General features: G+C 74.3%; 19 protein-coding genes. 10 read left to right on the plus strand and 9 right to left on the minus strand.

Annotation, left to right across the window (positions count from 1 at the left end):
• Positions 1 to 44: 44 nt before the first annotated feature.
• Together ACI799_RS01865 and ACI799_RS01870 are read left to right on the plus strand one after the other, a co-directional pair.
• Positions 45 to 608: a dihydrofolate reductase family protein gene (locus ACI799_RS01865; RefSeq protein WP_456587832.1), complete on the plus strand. Its 564-nt coding sequence runs from the start codon at positions 45 to 47 to the stop codon at positions 606 to 608.
• Positions 609 to 713: 105 nt separating this feature from the next.
• On the plus strand, positions 714 to 1850 hold the full coding sequence (locus ACI799_RS01870) for an Rv2578c family radical SAM protein (RefSeq protein WP_456587831.1): 1137 nt from the start codon (positions 714 to 716) through the stop codon (positions 1848 to 1850).
• A gap of 6 nt (positions 1851 to 1856) precedes the next feature.
• Here ACI799_RS01870 and ACI799_RS01875 read toward each other — a convergent pair whose 3' ends face one another.
• Positions 1857 to 2702 (minus strand): hypothetical protein, encoded by an 846-nt coding sequence (locus ACI799_RS01875; protein ID WP_456612273.1) that lies wholly within the window; start codon positions 2700 to 2702, stop codon positions 1857 to 1859.
• 157 nt (positions 2703 to 2859) lie between these two features.
• On the opposite strand from ACI799_RS01875, the gene ACI799_RS01880 reads away from it, so the two are divergent.
• Both ACI799_RS01880 and ACI799_RS01885 read left to right on the plus strand, forming a co-directional pair.
• Positions 2860 to 4038: a carboxylate-amine ligase gene (locus tag ACI799_RS01880; RefSeq protein WP_456600608.1), complete on the plus strand. Its 1179-nt coding sequence runs from the start codon at positions 2860 to 2862 to the stop codon at positions 4036 to 4038.
• 9 nt (positions 4039 to 4047) lie between these two features.
• Positions 4048 to 4908, plus strand: a complete 861-nt coding sequence (locus tag ACI799_RS01885; RefSeq protein ID WP_456587828.1) for a lysophospholipid acyltransferase family protein — start codon at positions 4048 to 4050, stop codon at positions 4906 to 4908.
• A 9-nt stretch (positions 4909 to 4917) separates the two neighbouring features.
• Here ACI799_RS01885 and ACI799_RS01890 read toward each other — a convergent pair whose 3' ends face one another.
• Positions 4918 to 5445: a GNAT family N-acetyltransferase gene (locus ACI799_RS01890; protein ID WP_456612274.1), complete on the minus strand. Its 528-nt coding sequence runs from the start codon at positions 5443 to 5445 to the stop codon at positions 4918 to 4920.
• A 131-nt stretch (positions 5446 to 5576) separates the two neighbouring features.
• On the opposite strand from ACI799_RS01890, the gene ACI799_RS01895 reads away from it, so the two are divergent.
• From ACI799_RS01895 to ACI799_RS01910, 4 genes are all read left to right on the plus strand, one after another.
• On the plus strand, positions 5577 to 7091 hold the full coding sequence (locus ACI799_RS01895; RefSeq protein ID WP_456612275.1) for an amidohydrolase: 1515 nt from the start codon (positions 5577 to 5579) through the stop codon (positions 7089 to 7091).
• A 520-nt stretch (positions 7092 to 7611) separates the two neighbouring features.
• Entirely contained in the window at positions 7612 to 9258 is a 1647-nt protein-coding gene (gene lnt / locus ACI799_RS01900; protein WP_456612276.1) for an apolipoprotein N-acyltransferase, read from the plus strand.
• Positions 9255 to 10052, plus strand: a complete 798-nt coding sequence (locus tag ACI799_RS01905) for a polyprenol monophosphomannose synthase (RefSeq protein WP_456587824.1) — start codon at positions 9255 to 9257, stop codon at positions 10050 to 10052. The genes lnt and ACI799_RS01905 overlap by 4 nt, the downstream gene beginning before the upstream one ends.
• Entirely contained in the window at positions 10045 to 10551 is a 507-nt protein-coding gene (locus ACI799_RS01910; RefSeq protein WP_456587823.1) for an FxsA family protein, read from the plus strand. Before ACI799_RS01905 ends, ACI799_RS01910 begins: the two co-directional genes overlap by 8 nt.
• A 90-nt stretch (positions 10552 to 10641) precedes the next feature.
• Here ACI799_RS01910 and ACI799_RS01915 read toward each other — a convergent pair whose 3' ends face one another.
• The 5 genes from ACI799_RS01915 to ACI799_RS01935 form a co-directional block, all read right to left on the minus strand.
• Positions 10642 to 10986, minus strand: coding sequence for an RNA polymerase-binding protein RbpA (locus ACI799_RS01915; RefSeq protein ID WP_456587822.1), 345 nt, complete (start codon positions 10984 to 10986; stop codon positions 10642 to 10644).
• Positions 10987 to 11178: 192 nt separating this feature from the next.
• Positions 11179 to 11916: a thymidine kinase gene (locus ACI799_RS01920; protein ID WP_456587821.1), complete on the minus strand. Its 738-nt coding sequence runs from the start codon at positions 11914 to 11916 to the stop codon at positions 11179 to 11181.
• Positions 11913 to 13268 carry an MFS transporter gene (locus ACI799_RS01925; protein ID WP_456587820.1) on the minus strand — a complete coding sequence of 452 codons (1356 nt, stop codon included), beginning with the start codon at positions 13266 to 13268 and terminating at the stop codon, positions 11913 to 11915. Before ACI799_RS01925 ends, ACI799_RS01920 begins: the two co-directional genes overlap by 4 nt.
• 52 nt (positions 13269 to 13320) lie before the next feature.
• The gene (locus ACI799_RS01930; RefSeq protein WP_456587819.1) at positions 13321 to 14217 is read right to left on the minus strand and encodes a lysophospholipid acyltransferase family protein; all 897 of its coding nucleotides are present in this window, start codon (positions 14215 to 14217) and stop codon (positions 13321 to 13323) included.
• On the minus strand, positions 14199 to 14978 hold the full coding sequence (locus ACI799_RS01935) for a glycerophosphodiester phosphodiesterase (protein WP_456587818.1): 780 nt from the start codon (positions 14976 to 14978) through the stop codon (positions 14199 to 14201). Before ACI799_RS01935 ends, ACI799_RS01930 begins: the two co-directional genes overlap by 19 nt.
• A 161-nt stretch (positions 14979 to 15139) precedes the next feature.
• Between ACI799_RS01935 and ACI799_RS01940 the strand changes: the two genes are divergently transcribed.
• Positions 15140 to 15547 (plus strand): hypothetical protein, encoded by a 408-nt coding sequence (locus tag ACI799_RS01940; protein ID WP_456587817.1) that lies wholly within the window; start codon positions 15140 to 15142, stop codon positions 15545 to 15547.
• An 8-nt stretch (positions 15548 to 15555) separates the two neighbouring features.
• On the opposite strand, the gene ACI799_RS01945 is transcribed toward ACI799_RS01940, so the two are convergent.
• Positions 15556 to 15783 (minus strand): hypothetical protein, encoded by a 228-nt coding sequence (locus ACI799_RS01945; RefSeq protein WP_456587816.1) that lies wholly within the window; start codon positions 15781 to 15783, stop codon positions 15556 to 15558.
• Between the two features lie 582 nt (positions 15784 to 16365).
• Here ACI799_RS01945 and ACI799_RS01950 point away from each other — a divergent pair.
• Entirely contained in the window at positions 16366 to 17277 is a 912-nt protein-coding gene (locus ACI799_RS01950) for a hypothetical protein (RefSeq protein ID WP_456587815.1), read from the plus strand.
• A 94-nt stretch (positions 17278 to 17371) separates the two neighbouring features.
• Here the strand turns inward: ACI799_RS01950 and ACI799_RS01955 are convergent, their stop codons facing one another.
• Entirely contained in the window at positions 17372 to 17794 is a 423-nt protein-coding gene (locus ACI799_RS01955; RefSeq protein ID WP_456612284.1) for a type II toxin-antitoxin system Phd/YefM family antitoxin, read from the minus strand.
• Between the last annotated feature and the right edge of the window lie 11 nt (positions 17795 to 17805).

Raw genomic sequence — 17805 nt, forward strand, 5'->3', positions numbered from 1 at the left:
CGCCGGTCTGTACGCCGGAGACCGACTCATGGGAGGCAGACGCCGTGCGGAGACTGAGCTTCGGCATGAACGTGAGCCTGGACGGCTACATCGCCGCGCCCGGCGACGACATCGGCTGGAGCGTGCCGAGCGACGAGCTGTTCCAGTGGTGGTCCGACCGGGTGGGGGCGACCGGCCTGGCGCTGTACGGGCGGAAACTGTGGGAGACGATGAGTTCCCACTGGCCGACCGCCGACCAGCAGCCCGGCGTCACACCGGCGGAGATCGAGTTCGCCCGCCGCTGGCGGGACATGCCGAAGGTGGTGTTCTCCTCCACGATCAGCGCGGTCGACGGCAACGCCCGCCTGGTCACCGGCGACGCGGTCGCCGAGATCACCCGGCTGAAGGCCGAGGACGGCGGCCCCATGGACATCGGCGGCGCCACACTCGCCGCAGCGGCGATGCGGGCCGGGCTGATCGACGAGTACGTGGTGGCCACCGCACCGGTCCTGGTGGGGAGCGGCACGCCGTTCTTCACGGCCCTGGACAACTGGGTGGACCTGACCCTGGTGGAGACCCGGACGTTTCCCGACGGCGTGGTCCTGACCAGGTACGAGACCAGGCGGTAGCTGTCCGACGTCGGTAGGACCGGTGGTCACCGGGCAGCCGCACCGGTCGACGTCGGGCCCCGCCACCCATCCGACAGCTGGACAGTCGTTCGAACGTGTGTTCGGATGGTGGGCATGCGGTGGGACGCGCAGCGACTCGACGTCGACGAGCCCGGGGCGCTGCCCGGCATGCCGACCATCCGTGGGCTGCTGCGCAGTGTGCAGGTGCCCGAGTTCCCCGGGCTCACCTTCCACGAGGTGCGGTCCAGGAGCGCGCTGAACCGCGTGCCGGGGGAGTCGGCGATGCCCTTCCCGTGGACCATCAACCCCTACCGCGGCTGCTCGCATTCGTGCGTGTACTGCTTCGCTCGCCGGACGCACGAATGGCTGGAGCTCGACTCGGGCCGGGACTTCGACACCCAGGTCGTGGTCAAGACCAACCTGGTCGAGGTGCTGCGGCGGGAGCTGGCCCGGCCGTCATGGCGGCGCGAGCACGTCGCCCTCGGCACGAACACCGACCCCTACCAGCGGGCCGAGGGTCGCTATCGGCTCATGCCCGGGGTGATCGAGGCGCTCGCCGCGTCCGCCACCCCCTTCTCCATCCTCACCAAGGGCACCCTGCTGCGGCGCGACATCCCCCTGCTTGCGGCCGCCGCCCGCGACGTCCCCGTGGGGTTGGGGGTCTCGATCGCCATCTGGGACGACGACCTGCACGCCGCGCTCGAGCCCGGCGTCCCCGGCCCGCGCGCCCGGCTGGAGCTGATCCGGGCGCTGGCCGACGCCGGGCTGCCCTGCGGGGTCTTCCTCGCGCCCGTGCTCCCCGGCCTCACCGACTCTCCCGCGCAGCTGGACGCCGCACTCGCTGCGATCGCCGCGGCCGGGGCGTCCGGCGTGACCGTGATCCCGCTGCACCTGCGCCCGGGCGCCCGGGAGTGGTTCATGGCCTGGCTGCGTCGCGTGCACCCCGAACTCGTTCCGCGGTACGAGCGCCTGTACGCCCGCCGGGCCTACGTGCCGGCCGAGTACCGCACGTGGCTGGCCCGGCAGGTGGCGCCGCTGCTGGCCCGGCACGGCCTGGACCGGCGGTCCGGCGGGGCGGCCCGCCAGGTCGAGGTCATGGGCGTGCCCGGCGACGAAGAGGTCGGCTTCCCCGCCGGCAGCCTGCCCTCCACGGCGCTCCCGGGGCCCGGTCCTGTCCCCGACCGGGGTGCAGCGTCGGCCCCCGCCCCCGGTGGTGCGGCTGAGCAGCTGACGCTGCTCTGAGCGCGCTCAGCCGGCCTGCCGGGACGCCCGGGCCACCGCTCGGGTGGCGCGGACCATGCCGCGGGATCCCACCGGCTGGGCGCCGGCCGCGAGCGCCAGCCGGCGGTAGGAGTCGTAGGACAGCGTCCGGTAGGCAGCGGCGAGCTCCTCGACGGCCTCGCGGCGGAACGGGGCGACGGTGGCGCGCAGGTGCCCGACCGTGGCGCGCACGTGCTTGGTGAAGGTGGCCTGCAGGGCCTGGTTGGAGAGCCTGCCACCGATGCGGGAATCCAGGCCGGGCCCCCGGCGCAGCGCCGGCAGCACCCAGGGACTGGCGGCCAGCGCCGGGAACCTCGCCCGAGCCGCCTCCCAGGCGTGCCAGGCGGTCAGCGCCCCGGGGACGGACCACTCGCCGTCGTCGGTGGTGACGTGCAGGCGGCGCGCGGTCGCCCGCACCTGGTCCCGCCGCAGCGAACGGAAGGCGCCGACCGGCGCGGGCCAGCCCAGGGCGAGCGCGCACCAGGCCACCGAGCGCAGGTGCTCGGGGTCCTCGGCGCGGATCCGGGTCAGCGGCCGGAGATCGAGCTGCGGCGGATCCGGCTCGGGGGTGGCCGGCTGCGCGAGCGCCAGACCGCCGTAGCGGGCGACCTTGCTGTAGAGCGCGACGGTGGCCGGCTTCCAGCCGCGCGCGGCGGACAGCTCGTCGAGGCCACCGGCCGCCAGCTCCTCGGGCCCGAGATCGAGCTCGAGCGCCGCGTCGGCCAGCCGGCGCCACTGGTCCTCGTACCCAGGAGGCGGTCGCAGCCGGGCCCAGGCGCGTGCCGGCGGTAGGGCAGGCATGTCGGGCAACGGCTGCTGCCAGGCACGTGGCATGCGTCCAGTCTACCGTTATCCCCAACAATCGCGACAACATTCGTTGTGCTGACTTGACGAGCAACCAGAACCGGCGCCCTTCGGGCACCGCATCACCAACGGACCACCAGGACCGGTTGGATCTGCGCCCGGCGATGTCCCTCTGGATCATGGGACCGTGCGAACGGTGGGCGTCGAGGAAGAACTGCTGGTCGTCGACCCCCACGGCGTTCCCGTTCCCCGGGCCCCGGAGGCCCTGGCGGTCGCGGCGCGCCGCGGCGAGGGCGAGGACGTCCACCAGCACGACCTCGAGGAGCGCGGCAAGGACGTCGCCGTCCCGGAGACCGCCCGCCTCGTCCCCGAGCTGAAGGCCCACCAGATGGAACTCGGCACGCCGGTGTGCACGACGCTGGCCGAGATCCGCAGCCAGCTGCAGCACTGGCGCGGCCGGGCCGACGACGCGGCCGCCGCCGTGGGTGCCCGCGTCGCCGCCCTGGCCACCTCGCCGGTCGGCGTGACGCCGGTCCCCACGGAGGGCGAGCGCTACGGGCGCCTGCTCGAGACCTTCGGGCGCACCGCTGAGGAGGTCCTCACCTGCGGCTGCCACGTGCACGTGTCGGTGGCCGACGACGAGGAAGGGGTGGCGGTGCTCAACCGCATCCGCAACTGGCTGCCGGTGCTGACCGCGCTCAGCGCGAACTCGCCGTTCTGGCAGGGCCGGGACACCTCCTACGCCAGCTTCCGGTCGCAGGTGTGGCACCGATGGCCCTCGGCCGGCCCGAACGAGCCCTTCCACGACGCGGCGGACTACCACCGGCTCGTCGAGGCGGTGCTCGCCACCGGGACCGTGCTGGACGACGGGATGGTCTACTTCGACGCCCGCCTGTCGGCCACCTGGCCCACCGTCGAGGTCCGCACGGCCGACGTGCTGATGCGTGTGGAGGACGCCGTCACCCTCGCCGGGCTCGTGCGCGGCCTGGTCGAGACCGCCGCCCGGGAGGCCCGCGCCGGGGGAGCGGTACCGGAGACGCGCGCGGAGGTGCTCCGCCTGGCGTCCTGGCGCGCCTCCCGCTCCGGGCTCTCCGGTGACCTGGTGCACCCGCGAACCGGCCGGCCCGCCCCGGCCGCCGACGTGCTGGCCGATCTGCTGGACCACGTCCGGCCCGCGCTCGCCGAGGCCGGCGACGAAGCCGTGGTGAGCAGCGGTCTGGACGCCCTCCTGACCCGCGGGACGGGAGCGGACCTCCAGCGGCGCGTGCACCGCGAGACCGGCGACCTCGCCGCCGTCGTCCGGGCGGCCGTCGCCGTCACCGCGGGGGAGGAGACCCCCCGGGCGACCGCCGGCGCGAGCCGCTAGATTCCCGCCATGTACACCGCGAGCTGGCGCGACGTCGTCCGTCCGGGGCTGTTCGGCACGTCGCCCGACCCGAGGGACAAGCCCTACCGCCTGGTCATCCGACTGGCACTCGTCGTCTTCCGGCTCCTCCGGTTCCGGTTCGACGTCCGCGGCTCGCAGCACGTCCCACCCGTGGGTGGGGCGATCATCTGCAGCAACCACGTCAGCTTCTTCGACTTCACCTTCCTCGGCCTGGGCGCGCTGCCGCAGCACCGCCTCGTCCGGTTCATGGCGAAGTCGCCCGTGTTCGAGCACTGGCTCGCCGGGCCGTTCATGCGGGCCATGAAGCACATCCCCGTCGACCGGAAAGCCGGCTCGACGGCGTTCGAGGCCGCCGTGCGCGCCCTCAAGGACGGCGAGGTGGTCGGCGTCTTCCCCGAGGCGACCATCAGCACGAGCTTCACGGTCAAGGACCTCAAGGCAGGCGCCGCCCGCATGGCCATCGACGCCGGTGTGCCGATCATCCCGGCGGCGGTGTGGGGCGGGCACCGGGTGGCGACCAAGAACCACAAGGTGGAGCTGCGCCGGGGCGTCCCGGTCATGGTCTTCCTGGGCGACCCGATCACCCCCGAGCCGGGGGAGCAGATCGCCGCGCTGCTGGACCGCACGCGCACCGCCATGGTGGCGCTGCTCGACGAGGCGCAGCGCAGCTACCCCGACCGGCCCGCCGGCGACGACGACCGCTGGTGGCTCCCGGCCCACCTCGGGGGCACCGCCCCCACGCCGTCGGAGGCGGCGGCCGCCGACGCGGTGCGCGCGGCGGGGCGGGGGACGACGCGCGCGAAGAAGTCCCCGGCCCGCCGGCTCACCGGGCTGCTCCGCCGCCGCTGAGCGGACAGCTCACTCGACGACGACCGGCGCCATGAGCCGGAAGGCCTCCAGCTCGACGTCGTACCAGCGCCGCATCCGGCCCAGCGGGGTCATGCCCAGCCGCCGGCACACCGCCATCGACGGCTCGTTGCCGGGTCGGACGACGGCGTAGACCTCGGGGAGGCCGCGAACGAACGCCCGGTCGATCACCGCCCGCGCGGCCTCGGTGGCGTAGCCGTGACCCCACGAGTCGGGGTGCAGGTGCCACCCGACCTCCACCTCGCCCACCCCGTTCGGCAGCGGCTTGAGCAGCACCGTGCCCGCCGGGACGCCGTCGGGTCGCTCGATCGCCCAGCACAGGAACGTCTCGTCCTGGCGGTGCACCTCGGCCCAGCGCTCGACCAGCTCGGCCGGGGGCACCGACGGCGTCCCGCCCAGCCAGCGGGTCACCTCCTCCCGGCGGTAGACGTCGCGAAGCCGGGCCAGGTCCGCCGAGCCGGTGGTCCAGGGGCGCAGCCGCAGCCGCTCGGTGCGCAGCTCCTTCCCCTTGCCGCCCATCGGTCCTGCCTACCGTCGGGCGGGGCGCCCGGCCACCGGAGGGTCTCCCGCCGGAGCGGCCGAGTCGGCGTGATCTCCTACTCGTCGCCTCGCGGTCGGACGCGAGCGCGGGGACGAGAGGTGGACGCCACATGAGCCTGCTGCTCACCGACGTGCGGATCGGCGACCGCCCCGGGCGCGCCGTGCACGTCGTCGACGGCCGGATCGCCTGGACCGGTGCTGCCGCAGAGGCCCCGCGTGCCGATCACGCGGTCGCGGGGGAGGGGGCGCTGCTGACGCCTGCCTTCGTCGACGCGCACGTGCACGCCACGGCGACCGGTCTGGCGCTGACCGGTCTCGACCTGCACTCGAGCCCCAGCCTCGCCCATGCGATGGAGTCCATCCGAGCCCACGTCGCGACGGCGCCAGGCGGGATCGTCCTGGGCACCGGCTGGGACGAGACCGACTGGCCCGAGCGACGGGGCCCGACGCGCGCCGACGTCGACGCCGTGGCCGCCGGGCGCCCGGTCTACCTGGCCCGTGTCGACGTCCACTCGGCGACGGTCTCCACCGCGCTGCTCGACCTCGTCCCGGGCATCACCGGGCTCCCGGGGTTCTCGCCGGACGGACGGCTGCGCCTGGACGCCCACCACGCCGCCCGCCAGGCCGCCTACGGTGCGGTGGGGACCGCGCAGCGCCGCGCCGCACAGCGCGCCGCCCGGTCCGCGGCGGCCGCCCTGGGGATCGGCAGCCTGCACGAGATGGCCGGGCCGGAGGTCTCCTCCGCCGACGACCTGAGGGAGCTGCTGGCCCTGGCCGCCGAGGTGCCCGGCCCGCGCGTCGTGGGGTACTGGGGCGAGCTGTCCGAGCGCGGCGGCCTGGAGCTGGTCCGGGAACTCGGTCTCGCCGGCGCCGGGGGAGACCTGTTCTGCGACGGCGCCCTCGGCTCGCACACCGCCGCCCTGAGCGCTCCTTACAGTGACCGACCCGAGACGTCGGGCACCCTGCGGTTCGAGTCCGCCGCGCTGGTGGAGCACGTGCGCGCCTGCACGGCGGCGGGGATCCAGGCCGGCTTCCACGTCATCGGGGACGCCGCCGTCGAGCAGGTCCTGGACGCCGTCGGCGCCGTCGTCGCGGAGCTGGGCGTCGCGGCCGTCCGCGCCTGCCGTCACCGCCTCGAGCACCTGGAGATGCCCTCCGCCGCGGCCATCGACCGGATGCGGGACTGGCAGATGGTGGCCAGCGTGCAGCCGGCCTTCGACGCCACCTGGGGAGGCGATGCGGGCATGTACGCCGAGCGGCTCGGCGTCGAGCGGGCCCTGGCCACCAATCCGTTGGCCGAGCTCGCGGACGCGGGGGTCGCCCTGGCTCTCGGCAGCGATGCGCCGGTGACTCCGCTGGACCCCTGGGGGGCGGTGCACGCGGCCGTCGACCACCGGACGCCGGATTCCGGGTTGCGTCCCTTCGACGCCTTCGACGCCGCCACGCACGGCGGCTGGTTCGCCGTCCGCGCCGAGCACCCGGCCGGGCCGCTGGCCGTGGGAGCGCCCGCGGACCTCGCGCTGTGGGCCACCGACCAGGGGCTCTCCGGCGTCCTCGGCAACCGGATCCGACCCGGCTGCGCCGGTCTGCTCGTCGACGGCCGGGTGGTGACGGGCGCGGGGTGAGCGCCGTCGCTGTCAACGATCAGTAACGATTCGATCACACTGCGACGCACAGCTCGCCAGGGTCTCGATTCGGCGCGGGGCAGTTCTTACAGTCCCTGCAGTTCCTGACCGGGAGCACCGCACGCACGTTCCCCGGCAGGCGCGTCAGTCCCTCCGGCCGGCGCTCCCGATCTCGGGTGCGCTCCCGGGTCGCGGGGGGCCGGCGGGCCGCCGGTCGCGGCGTGTGCGGGCACCCCGGCGGAGCCCCCGTGGAGCCGCGCCATCAGACAACGGTCGCGCCGATCGCCGCCAGCGACCGGCCGTCCGGCCCGAAGGCGCGCCGATCGCGGAGGGCGACCGCCGGCGCCCCCGGCAGCAGGGGTCCGGTGGTTCGGACGGAAGGTCCCGGCGCACACGCGCTCGCCCACTCCGCCGGGATGGGATGCTGGGTCGGGGCCGCGGACACCGCGGCCCGGACCCCGCCCGAACGGGCGCGGGGACGTCCCGCCCCGGGTGGGCGGCTGCACCGGGGAGGCGCTGCGTGCCCGCAGGCGATGGCGGGCCGGGAACCTGGACGCTCGCGCGCCCGGCCGGCCCCGACGCTGCCGGGCGGCCCGTGCCGCCGGCGGGAGCTCCGGCCTCCCGCTGGTCGCGCGCCCCCTGGCGCACCGTCCTGGCTGCCTGCGGCGGGCTGGCGATGTTCCTGGCGTTCCCGGGATACGACCTCGCCGCCCTGGCGGTGCTGGGCCCGGCCGCGCTCGCCGTCGCCGTCCACGGGCGCAGCGTCCGCGCCGGTCTCTGGCTCGGGCTGGTCACCGGGCTCACCTTCTTCGTCCCCCTGCTCTCCTGGACCGGCATCTACGTCGGGGCCGTCCCGTGGCTGGCCCTCGCGGTCAGCCAGGCGCTGTTCGTCGCCACGCTCGGGGGCCTGACCGCGCTCACGTCCCGGCTCCCCGCCTGGCCGCTGTGGGCCGCCGCCCTGTGGGTGGCCGTCGAGGCGGGCCGCGGCCGCTTCCCCTTCGGGGGGTTCCCCTGGGGCCGGCTGGGCCTCTCCCAGACCGAGGGCCCCTTCCTGGCGTTCGCCGCGTACGGCGGTGTCCCACTGGTCGGCTTCGCCGTCGCGCTCACCGGCACCCTGCTGGCGGCGGCCCTCGCCCTCGCGCAGGGACGGAGCACGGCAGGGATCACGGCCCGGCACCGTCGCGGGGCGGCGGCCGCGCTGGCCGGCGCGCTGACGATCCCGCTGGTGGGCGGGTTGGCCTGGCTGCCGCTGGCCGGGGGCTCCCTCACCGCAGGCGGCCCCACCGCCACCGTCGCGGTGATCCAGGGCGACGTACCGCGCGCCGGCCTGGACTTCAACGCCCAGCGGCGGGCGGTGCTCGACAACCACGTCCAGCAGACGCTGCGCCTGGCCGGGGAGGTGGCCGCCGGCCGGCAGCCACCTCCCGACGTCGTCCTCTGGCCGGAGAACAGCTCGGACATCGATCCCTACCGCAACGCCGACGCCGCGGCGCAGATCCAGCGCGCGGCCGATGCGGTGGGTGCGCCGGTGCTGGTCGGCGCGGTCGTGAACGGCCCGGGGGAGTACATCAGCAACACCGCGATCGTCTGGACCCCCGAGGGCGGTCCCGGCGACACGTACGTCAAGCGGCATCCCGTTCCGTTCGCCGAGTACGTCCCGGCCCGCGACTTCTTCCGGTTCTTCAGCGACAAGGTCGACCTCGTCCGCCGGGACTTCGCCGCGGGGGACGAGGTGGGCGTCCTCGACATCGGTGGCGTGCGGCTCGGCGACCTCATCTGCTTCGAGGTGGTGTACGACGGCCTCGTGCGCGACGTCGTCGACGGTGGTGCGGGCATGCTCGTGGTTCAGACCAACAACGCCACGTTCGGCTACACCGACGAGAGCGCCCAGCAGCTGGCGATGAGCCGGGTGCGCGCGGTCGAGTTCGGCCGCACCGTCGCGGTGGCCGCGACCAGCGGCATCTCCGCGATCGTGGCGCCGGACGGCACCGTGGTGCGCTCCTCCGAGCTGTTCGAGCCCGCGGTGTTCGTGGCCGAGGTGGCCCAGCGGGACGGCCGGACGGTCGCCCAGCGGCTCGGTGCCGCGCCGGAGGTGCTCCTCACCGCCCTGGGGCTCGGCGCGGCGCTGTGCGCCGCCCTCCGGCGGCGTGCGGGGAGCCGGGCGTGAGCGAGCGCGTCCTGGTGGTCGTCCCGACCTACAACGAGGCGGAGAACCTCGAGCGGGTGCTCGGCAGGCTGCACGCCAGCGTCCCGGAGGCGCACGCCCTGGTCGTCGACGACGGCTCGCCCGACGGCACCGGGCGGATCGCCGACTCGCTGGCGGCGGCCGATCCCCGCGTCCACGTCCTGCACCGCGCCGCGAAGGCCGGCCTGGGACGTGCCTACGTCGCCGGGTTCCGCTGGGCCCAGGAGCGCGGTTACGACGTCCTGGTCGAGATGGACGCCGACGGCTCGCACCCGCCCGAGCAGCTGCCCGCCCTGCTCGCCGCCCTGGCCGACGCCGACCTCGTGCTGGGGTCCCGCTACGTCGACGGTGGCCGGGTCGAGGACTGGCCGCTGCACCGGCTGGTGCTGTCCCGCCTCGGGAACCGGTACACCCGGTGGGCGCTGCGGCTGCCGCTGCGCGACGCCACCGGGGGCTTCCGGGCGGCCCGCGCCGAGCTGATCGACCGGCTCCCGTTCGACGAGGTGGCGAGCGAGGGCTACTGCTTCCAGGTCGACTGGGCCTGGCGAGCCCTGCGATCAGGGGCCCGCGTCACCGAGGTGCCGATCACCTTCACCGAACGTGCGTTCGGCCGGAGCAAGATGAGCGGCTCGATCGTTGGAGAGGCGTGGGCGCGCGTGACCGTGTGGGGCGTGCAGGACCGGCTGGCCGACTGGCTGCCCGGACGCGTGCGGCCACCCGTGACCGGCGGGGGAGCGGGAACGGCACGACCTGGAGAGGGGAGGCGACGTGGCTGACGTGGTGCGTCGGAGACTGCGCACGGTGGTGGGGCTGACCGCGCTGGCGGAGCTGGTGGTCTTCGTGCTGGTCGCCGCCTGGATCGGCCTCGGGTGGACGATCCTCGCCACCCTCGTCACCAGTGCGCTCGGATGGGTGCTGCTGGCCAGCCAGGGCCGGCGGGCCCTCGCCGACCTGCGGCAGCGGGCGCGGTCACGCGAGGCCGCGGGCCGCGAGCTCGGTGACGCCGGGCTGGTCGCCGTCGGCGGTCTGCTGATGGTGCTGCCGGGCTTCCTCGGTGACCTGATCGGGCTGCTGTGCCTGCTGCCGGGCACCCGGGGGCTGGTGCGTGGCGCGCTCCGGCGCGTGGTGCTCGCCCGGCTGCCCGAGCACCTGCGTGGACCGGTGCGCGTGGGGAGCACCCGTACCGCCCCGGTGGACACCACCGAGTCCTACGGCCGTGGGGAGCCGCTCGTGATCGAGGGGGAGGTCCTGCGGGACCCCGACCAGAAGGCCTGACCCGCTCCCGGGGGCACCCGGCCCCGGACGCGGAACGGCCCCGGTGGATCTCTCCACCGGGGCCGTCCGGTCACTGCGGTAGGGCTGGGGTCAGCTGGCGCGTGTCCGCCGGCCCCGGAGCACCTCGAGGCGCTCGGCGAGGACCTCCTCGAGGTCCTCCACGCTGCGCCGCTCCAGGAGCATGTCCCAGTGCGTCCGCGGGGGCTTCACCTTCTTGGGCGCCGGCTCGGTCCCACCGACCAGCTTCGCCGCGGAACCGTCGAACTTGCACTCCCAGGTGTCGGGGAGCTCCGCGTCGTCGGCGAAGGGCACCGTGAACAGGTGGCCCGAGGCGCACCGGTACTCGGCGTACTGCCGCTCGATGGGCGCGGTGTTGCGCTCGGTCTCATAGCTGACGCTGCCCAGTCGGCTGCCGCGCAGGGAACGCTCACCCATGGCACACCGTCCTCTCGTGCTCGTGTCGGTCGGGACTCGACGTCCGGTGGCCAGGGCAGTACCCAGGCGACCGGGGAGTCAGAGAGATGAACGACCGAAAAGGCGGAGAGATTCCGCCGAATCGGCTGCTCATCATCGCATGGGGTGGGATCCGGGGCGCGGGCGCCCCCCACAGGGGTGAGGAGCCGCCGTTCAGGGCAGGGCGAGCTGGCCCGGCCCGGCGGCGGTGGGGCCCAGCTCGCCGCGCACGTAGTGCCGCCGGCAGAGCACCTGGTACCGGACGGCGGGGGCGCCGGCGCCCTCCCCGGGCAGCTCGGGGGGAGCGGTGTCGGCGACGACGACGGTCGCGCCGGAGCGGACCATGACGCCGTCGACGACCCGGGCGTTGAGCAGCCCCGGGAGACCGCACCAGCAGAGCACCTCCACCTGGATGCGCTGCACCTCGTCGGCCAGCTCCAGCAGGCGCCGGGTGCCGGGGAACAGCTGCGCGCGGAAGTCGGTGGTGAGCCCGAAGGCGTAGACGTCGACGTGCGACTCGTCGACCAGCTCGGCCAGCTGGTCCACCTGGGCGGGGAGGAGGAACTGCGCCTCGTCGACGATCAGGTAGTCGACCCGGTGGCCGTCGGCCCAGCGCGTGCGGACGAGCAGCCGCAGGTCGGTGCCCGCGTGCACTTCCATCGCCGCCCGGCAGAGCCCGACGCGGGAGCTGATCCGCGGAGCCGCGGACCGGTCGCCCTGGGTGACCAGCAACCCGTGCCGGCCCTGCCGGCTGTGGTTGTGGTCGACCTGCAGCGCCAGCGTGGACTTCCCGCAGTCCATGGGGCCGTGGAAGAACCGCAGATGGGCCGGTGCGGGGTGGCGTCGCCGGTCGCCGGAGGCGGGCACCATCGGCGGCGGGGGAGCGGGCCGCTCGCCGTCGGGCGCGGTCACAGCTTCTCCGGCGGCGTGTTGCCGGCGGCGACGACAGCGCGGCGCATCGGCAGCGCGGCCAGCGCGACGAACCCGGCCACGAAGAAGATCACCAGGCTGACGATGGCCAGCCGGTAGGAGCCGGTCAGCTGGTAGGTGAGGCCGAACGCGAGCGGCCCGAGCCAGCTGGTGCCGCGGTCGCTGATCTCGTAGAAGCCGAAGTACTCCGCCTCCTTGCCCGCCGGGATGAGCTGGCTGAACAAGGAGCGGGAGAGGGCCTGGGTGCCGCCCTGCACGAGCCCGATGACGGCGGCGAGGGCGTAGAACTGGGCGACCGCGCCGGTCTGCAGGGAGAACGCGGCGAACAGCACACCGATCCAGGCCACCAGGGCGCCCAGGACGACCCGCTTGGCGCCGTAGCGACCGGCCAGGCGGCCGAGGCCCAGCGCGCCGAAGATCGCCACCACCTGGACCATCAGGATCGCGCCGGTGAGCACGTCCTGCGCCAGGTCCAGCTCCTCGGTGGCGTAGGTGGCCGACAGGGAGATGACCGTCTGCACGCCGTCGTTGAACAGCAGGTAGGCACCGAGGAACCACAGCGTCAGCGGGAAGGCCCGCATCTCGCGGAAGGTGGTGGCCAGCTGGCGGAAGCTGCTGCTGGACCGGCCTGCGGAGGGCGCGACCGGGCGGTTGCGCAGGCGGGACACCGAGAACAGCGTGAAGGCCCCCCACCACAGCCCCGCCGTCGCCAGGCAGATACGCACGGCCTCACCGGTCGTCAGCCCCAGGTCCTCGGCCGCGACGACCAGGCCCAGGTGGACCGCCAGCAGCAGCGCCCCGCCGACGTAGCCGAACGCCCAGCCCTTGCTGGAGACGGCGTCGCGCTCGTCGGGTCCGGCCAGCTCCGGCAGCCACGAGTAGTAGACGACCGTGGCCGCGCCGAACGCGATGTTGGCGAGGACGAACAGACCCGCGCCCAGCAGCCACCGGCCGTCGCCGGCGAAGAACAGGCCGGTCGTCGCGAGCGCCCCGAGGATCGCCAGCCCGGTGAGCATCTCCCGCTTGCGGCCGGTGCGGTCGGCGACGGCGCCGGCGAGGGGCAGCACGAGCACCTGCAGGACGACCGACGCCGACAGCACGTAGGAGAACCAGCTGCCGGCCGCGAGCGACAGCCCGAGGAAGGAGAGCCGCTCGTCCGGGCCCGCGGCGTCCCGCGCGATCGCGGTCAGGTACGGGCCGAGGAAGACGGTCGTCACCGAGGTGTTGAAGACCGACATCGCCCAGTCGTAGGAGTACCAGCCGAACCGCTCGCGCCGGAGGGCGGGATCGGTCGACGGCACCGACGGGTCGGCGGCGGGGACGGCGGTGGTCACCGCGGCAGGGTGCCAGGCAGGTGGCGGCCGGTCCAGCACCGGCCCGCGCCGGTCACGGGATGTCCTCCGGCACGACACCGCCGGGAAAAGCGGCGACGGCGGTCGTGGGCCGTGTCGGGTCGACGAACGCGGGGCCGTCGAGCTCGTCGGACCGCAGTGGGCGCAGGCCCCGGGTGAGCGCAGCGGCGATGCGGGTGCGCGCCCGGTTGGCGTCTCCCACGCGGCCCATCTCCAGGTCGTCGAAGACGACCGGCGGGCCGACGTGCACCCGCAACGCGGGACGGCGCAGCACGGCCCGCAGCAGGGTGCGCAGCTTGCCGAGGTCGTTGCCGTACTGGAGCACCTCGTGCGCACCCCACTGGCTCACCGGGAGCACGGGCACCCGCAGGCCCAGTGCGAGCCGCGCCATTCCGGTGCGGCCCCGTTCGGGCCAGAGGTCCGGCGCCAGGCCCACCCGGCCTTCGGGATAGGCGACGACGTGGCCTCCGTGCACCAGGGCCACCTCGGTGACGCGGACGGCGTGGCGGGCCAGCTCGGTGCCCCGCTCCACCCGGATGGCGCCGGTCCGTTCCAGCAGCGGGCCGGCGACCGGCGCGGAGACGATGCCCCCGGTGGCCATGATCCGGGGGGAGACGCCCAGCCGGTGCAGGGCGACGGCGATGACGAAGGGATCGAAGTCGCCGATGTGGTTGGCGGCCAGCAGCAAGGGCCCCCGCCGCAGCTCCTCGGGGATCTCGCCGGTGACCTCCACGCGGCCGAAGACGCTCACCAGCCACGAGAAGCGACGCAGCACGAACCGCCAGAACCACCACGGCGGGGCGACGGCGATGGCCAGCTCCCGGGCGAACCACTCGGGGTCGTCGGGCCGGACGAGGGCCGCGAGGTCCTCCGGCAGCGGGGGCGTGCGCGGACGCCAGTCCCGGAGCCACGTCACGACGGTGGCGCCCACTGGCCGCGCTTCTCCAGCACCTCGCGCAGCATCGCCGGCCGATCGGTCATGATGCCGTCGACCCCGAGGTCGAGCAGGGCCGCGGCCTCATCGGGGTCGTCGACGATCCACACGTGCACCTGCAGACCGCGCGCGTGGGCGGCGGCGAGGAAGCGCTCGTCCACCAGGGCGCGGCCGCCGAGATGCAGGGGCACCTGCGCGCAGCCGGCCGGGATGCGCACCAGCCCGGCGGCGCGGGGGGAGTAGGAGGACAACCGCAGCGCCGCGACCCCCCGGGGCCCCAGCGAGGTGCAGAGCATCGGTCCGAAGAGCCGCCGGGCCGCGGCGACGCGGGCGTCGGAGAACGAGCCCAGGCAGATGCGGTCGAGCACCTTCATGCGCCGCACCAGGCGCACGAGCGGGGCCAGCACGCCGGCGGCCTTGATGTCGAGGTTGAACCGGACGTCGGGCCACGCGCCCAGCAGGTCCTCGAGGCGCACGATCGGCTCCCGGCCGCCGATGCGGGCCTCGGAAACTTGTGCCCAGGTCAGGCCGTCGAGGCGGCCGCTGCGGTCGGTGACCCGCTCCAGCGTGGGATCGTGGAAGGCGACGAGGACGCCGTCGGCCGTCACCTGCACGTCCGTCTCGAGGTACCGGTAGCCCAGGTCCACGCAGGCCTGGAAGGCCGGCATGCTGTTCTCCAGGTGCTCGATCGCTCCACCGCGGTGCGCCATGGCCAACGGCGTCGGCGCGTCGAGGAAGGCGAAGCGCGCGGCAGGCACGTCGTCCACGCTAGTGGCACCGGTCGGCGCACCTGCGAGGCCCCGTCGACACGGTCGGAGGCGGTGGTCGACCAGCCTCCGGCCACAGGTCGGTAGCCCTTCCACGCCTGTTCTGGCGTGTCATGCAGGACTGTCGTCAGCGGCGTCTAGCGTGCGCAGGCGTGGCACAGCAGCACGCGTCCGGCAGCACCGCATCCCTTCCCGTCGCACCACTCCCCAGCCGGGGGAGCGGTGAGGAACGCCGGTGCGGCTGGTGCCGCCGGGTTCTCCCGCAGCAGGGGTCGGTCGGGCGGCCGCGGCTGTACTGCGGCCAGGCCTGCCGCCAGCGCGCCTACGAGCAGCGCTCGGCGACCGCGAAGGCAGGATTGCCCGGCGACGTCGTACTGGTGTCACGGGCGGAGCTGGACGGGCTGCAGGACCGGCTGTTCCAGCTGCGCTGCGCCCTGGAAGACGTGCAGACGCTGCTGCAGGAGCGGCCGACCAAGGCCGAGCTGGAGCGTTCCCTGGCCGACCTCGTCCACTCGACGGGCCGGCTGGACCGGCTCTGGGTCACCGAACGCTCCAGCTGACCGGCACCTCAGTCGCCCTGCGTGTCGTCGTCGGTGTTCTGGTCGGTCTCCGGGTTGCTGACGTCCGGCAGGTTCTCCCGGTCGGCGTCCTCGGGGTCGACCGTCTCCACGACCTCGTCGGTGCTGCCGTCATTGCGATCCAGCCCGGCCGGATCCCCGCACGCGGTCAGCGTCGCAGCTCCGCCGAAGAGCGCCAGCGAAGTCAGCAGTGCGGCGAACGGTCGTCGGATTCTCATGTGCCCGACCCTACGAAGCCCGACGGTGGTCCGCCTGTCGAACGACCGACACCACAGTGAATACGTCACTGTGACGCAATGATGCCGGTGTCAGCGGACGCGGAGGGTGGCGGGGAGGACCGGATGTCGGGGCCGCGGACGGGCCGCCCGAACGCTCGACGGGTGGCGCGCGTCCCGAGTGAAGATCAATTTCGGGGGAGTCGGACGAGCCGGAGGTCGGAGGTGCCCGCATGTGCGCACAGGCAGCCGGCTGCCGACCCAGCCGCGGGGTCGTGAGGCGGGACGTCGGCAACGGGCACCCGAGCGGCGTCCCGACATCGGCCTCCGACATCGGCCTCGGGCGTCAAAAGCCGCGGCGGCGACGCCTGCGGTGGACGGTCATCACGCCGGCCGACCTGGGCGATTCCCGACAGGTGTCAGCCCCTTCTCGCGCCCCGTTCTATCGCGCCGATAATCGACGTTATGTCAACTAACTGAGGGACTGTTGCAACGGATGCAGGACCAGCTCCGCCAGGTGGTGGGCGCGACGCCGTACAGCGTCCCAGCACCGACGAGCCCGTGACCGTCGTAGCGTTCACCGTCATGAGCACCGCCTCCGCCTCGCAGAACCTCGACCACGTCACTGCCGTCGCGACCCGCTATATCGAGCAGCACCTCGGAGACGATCTGCTGCAGTGGAGCGAGGTCATCGACCACCTCAAGGCGCGCGGCTACACGGCCGAGGCCACCCCGGCAGTCCTCCGCGCCGTCCTGGACCTCGAACGCACCGGTGTGATGTGCTTCGCCCACGCCCCCGAGCGCATGCGCCACCCCCGCCCCGGCGACGCCGCACCCGCACCCCTCCATGAGGTCGCCGCCGCCGTCCTGTCTCTGCCGTGGCCCTGCACCCGCAACGACCGCCCGGGCGGCAGCCGGTCCATCTGGGAGACCTTCGAGGAGCTCGACGGCCGCTACCGGCACTGCGACGTCTACGAGGCCATGCACACCCTGCTGAAAGGTCACGAACTCAAGAGCAGCCGCGTGTACTGGCAGCGGACCGACCTGCCGTCACGCTTCGACACGGCTGGCCGCTTCGCTCAACGGGCTGAAGCCATCGCCGTGCAACCACCGGCTTCACCCGCCCGCCAGCAGCTCGAAGCGGACCTCGTCGCCGCGTATGTCGCGACACTCCCTCACCGCTACCTCCGAGAGCACCCCATCGGTGAACTGCGAGCCGACGTGTACGAGCCAACGGTCCGGCGCGTCGTGGAGGCGAAAGCCGCCGCCGATGTCGTCACCGTCGCTCACGCATGGGCTCAGGCAGCCGCCTACCGGTACGCAGCGAACACCTCCGCCCTCGATGACCGGACCACCGTCGAGTCCATCGCGGTCCTCCTCCCGGCCGCACCCACCGGGACCGCCCGCAGCTTCCTCGAGCATGTCGCCGCAGACTGCTTCGAGGTCGAGCTCATCTACCCCCACGGCGAGACGTTCCGGCACGAGCAACTCACCTGACCTGAGCGCCGGCAACGGCCAGGTCAGGGTGCGCGAGCCGCTCCCTGCATGACGGGGACCGCCCACCGGACATGGGCCGGCGGCAATGCCACCATCACCATCCTGTCGCCGCACTCGGCTCCGTGGACCACCAACGCCGACCGAGGTCCGCCGGCAAGGTCACGGGCCGACGCCTCGGAATGCCGCGAGCGCCCCCCTCGGGCATCTCGTCGAAGTCGTCCGCGATCCTCGTCCGGCCCCGCAGCGAGCCCGGTACGCGCCGAACCGCCCGGGTTCCGGCCGCGACCAGGCGGGCAACCGGTTTGCCAGCGCGAGTGATGACGACGTCCTCCCCTGCCCCGACCGCTTCCAGCAGCCGACAGGTGTGTCGTCGCCTCGTGGACGCGCACGGTTCTCGCCACGGATCCAGTGTCAGGGCCCAATCAACGACGGGCCCCCCCCCCCCCCCCCCCCCCCCCCCCCCCCCCCCCCCCCCCCCCCCCCCCCCCCCCCCCCCCCCCCCCCCACAAAACCCCACAAACCCACACC

Source organism: Blastococcus sp. SYSU DS0753 (genome assembly GCF_054051175.1).

Excerpts from the sequence above, each read along its gene's own strand:
- ACI799_RS01870 (WP_456587831.1), top strand. The coding sequence starts at position 714 with ATGGTGGGCATGCGGTGGGACGCGCAGCGACTCGACGTCGACGAGCCC.
- ACI799_RS01875 (WP_456612273.1), bottom strand. The coding sequence starts at position 2,702 with ATGCCACGTGCCTGGCAGCAGCCGTTGCCCGACATGCCTGCCCTACCG.
- ACI799_RS01885 (WP_456587828.1), top strand. The coding sequence starts at position 4,048 with ATGTACACCGCGAGCTGGCGCGACGTCGTCCGTCCGGGGCTGTTCGGC.
- ACI799_RS01890 (WP_456612274.1), bottom strand. The coding sequence starts at position 5,445 with ATGGGCGGCAAGGGGAAGGAGCTGCGCACCGAGCGGCTGCGGCTGCGC.
- ACI799_RS01895 (WP_456612275.1), top strand. The coding sequence starts at position 5,577 with ATGAGCCTGCTGCTCACCGACGTGCGGATCGGCGACCGCCCCGGGCGC.
- ACI799_RS01915 (WP_456587822.1), bottom strand. The coding sequence starts at position 10,986 with ATGGGTGAGCGTTCCCTGCGCGGCAGCCGACTGGGCAGCGTCAGCTAT.
- ACI799_RS01945 (WP_456587816.1), bottom strand. The coding sequence starts at position 15,783 with ATGAGAATCCGACGACCGTTCGCCGCACTGCTGACTTCGCTGGCGCTC.
- ACI799_RS01950 (WP_456587815.1), top strand. The coding sequence starts at position 16,366 with ATGAGCACCGCCTCCGCCTCGCAGAACCTCGACCACGTCACTGCCGTC.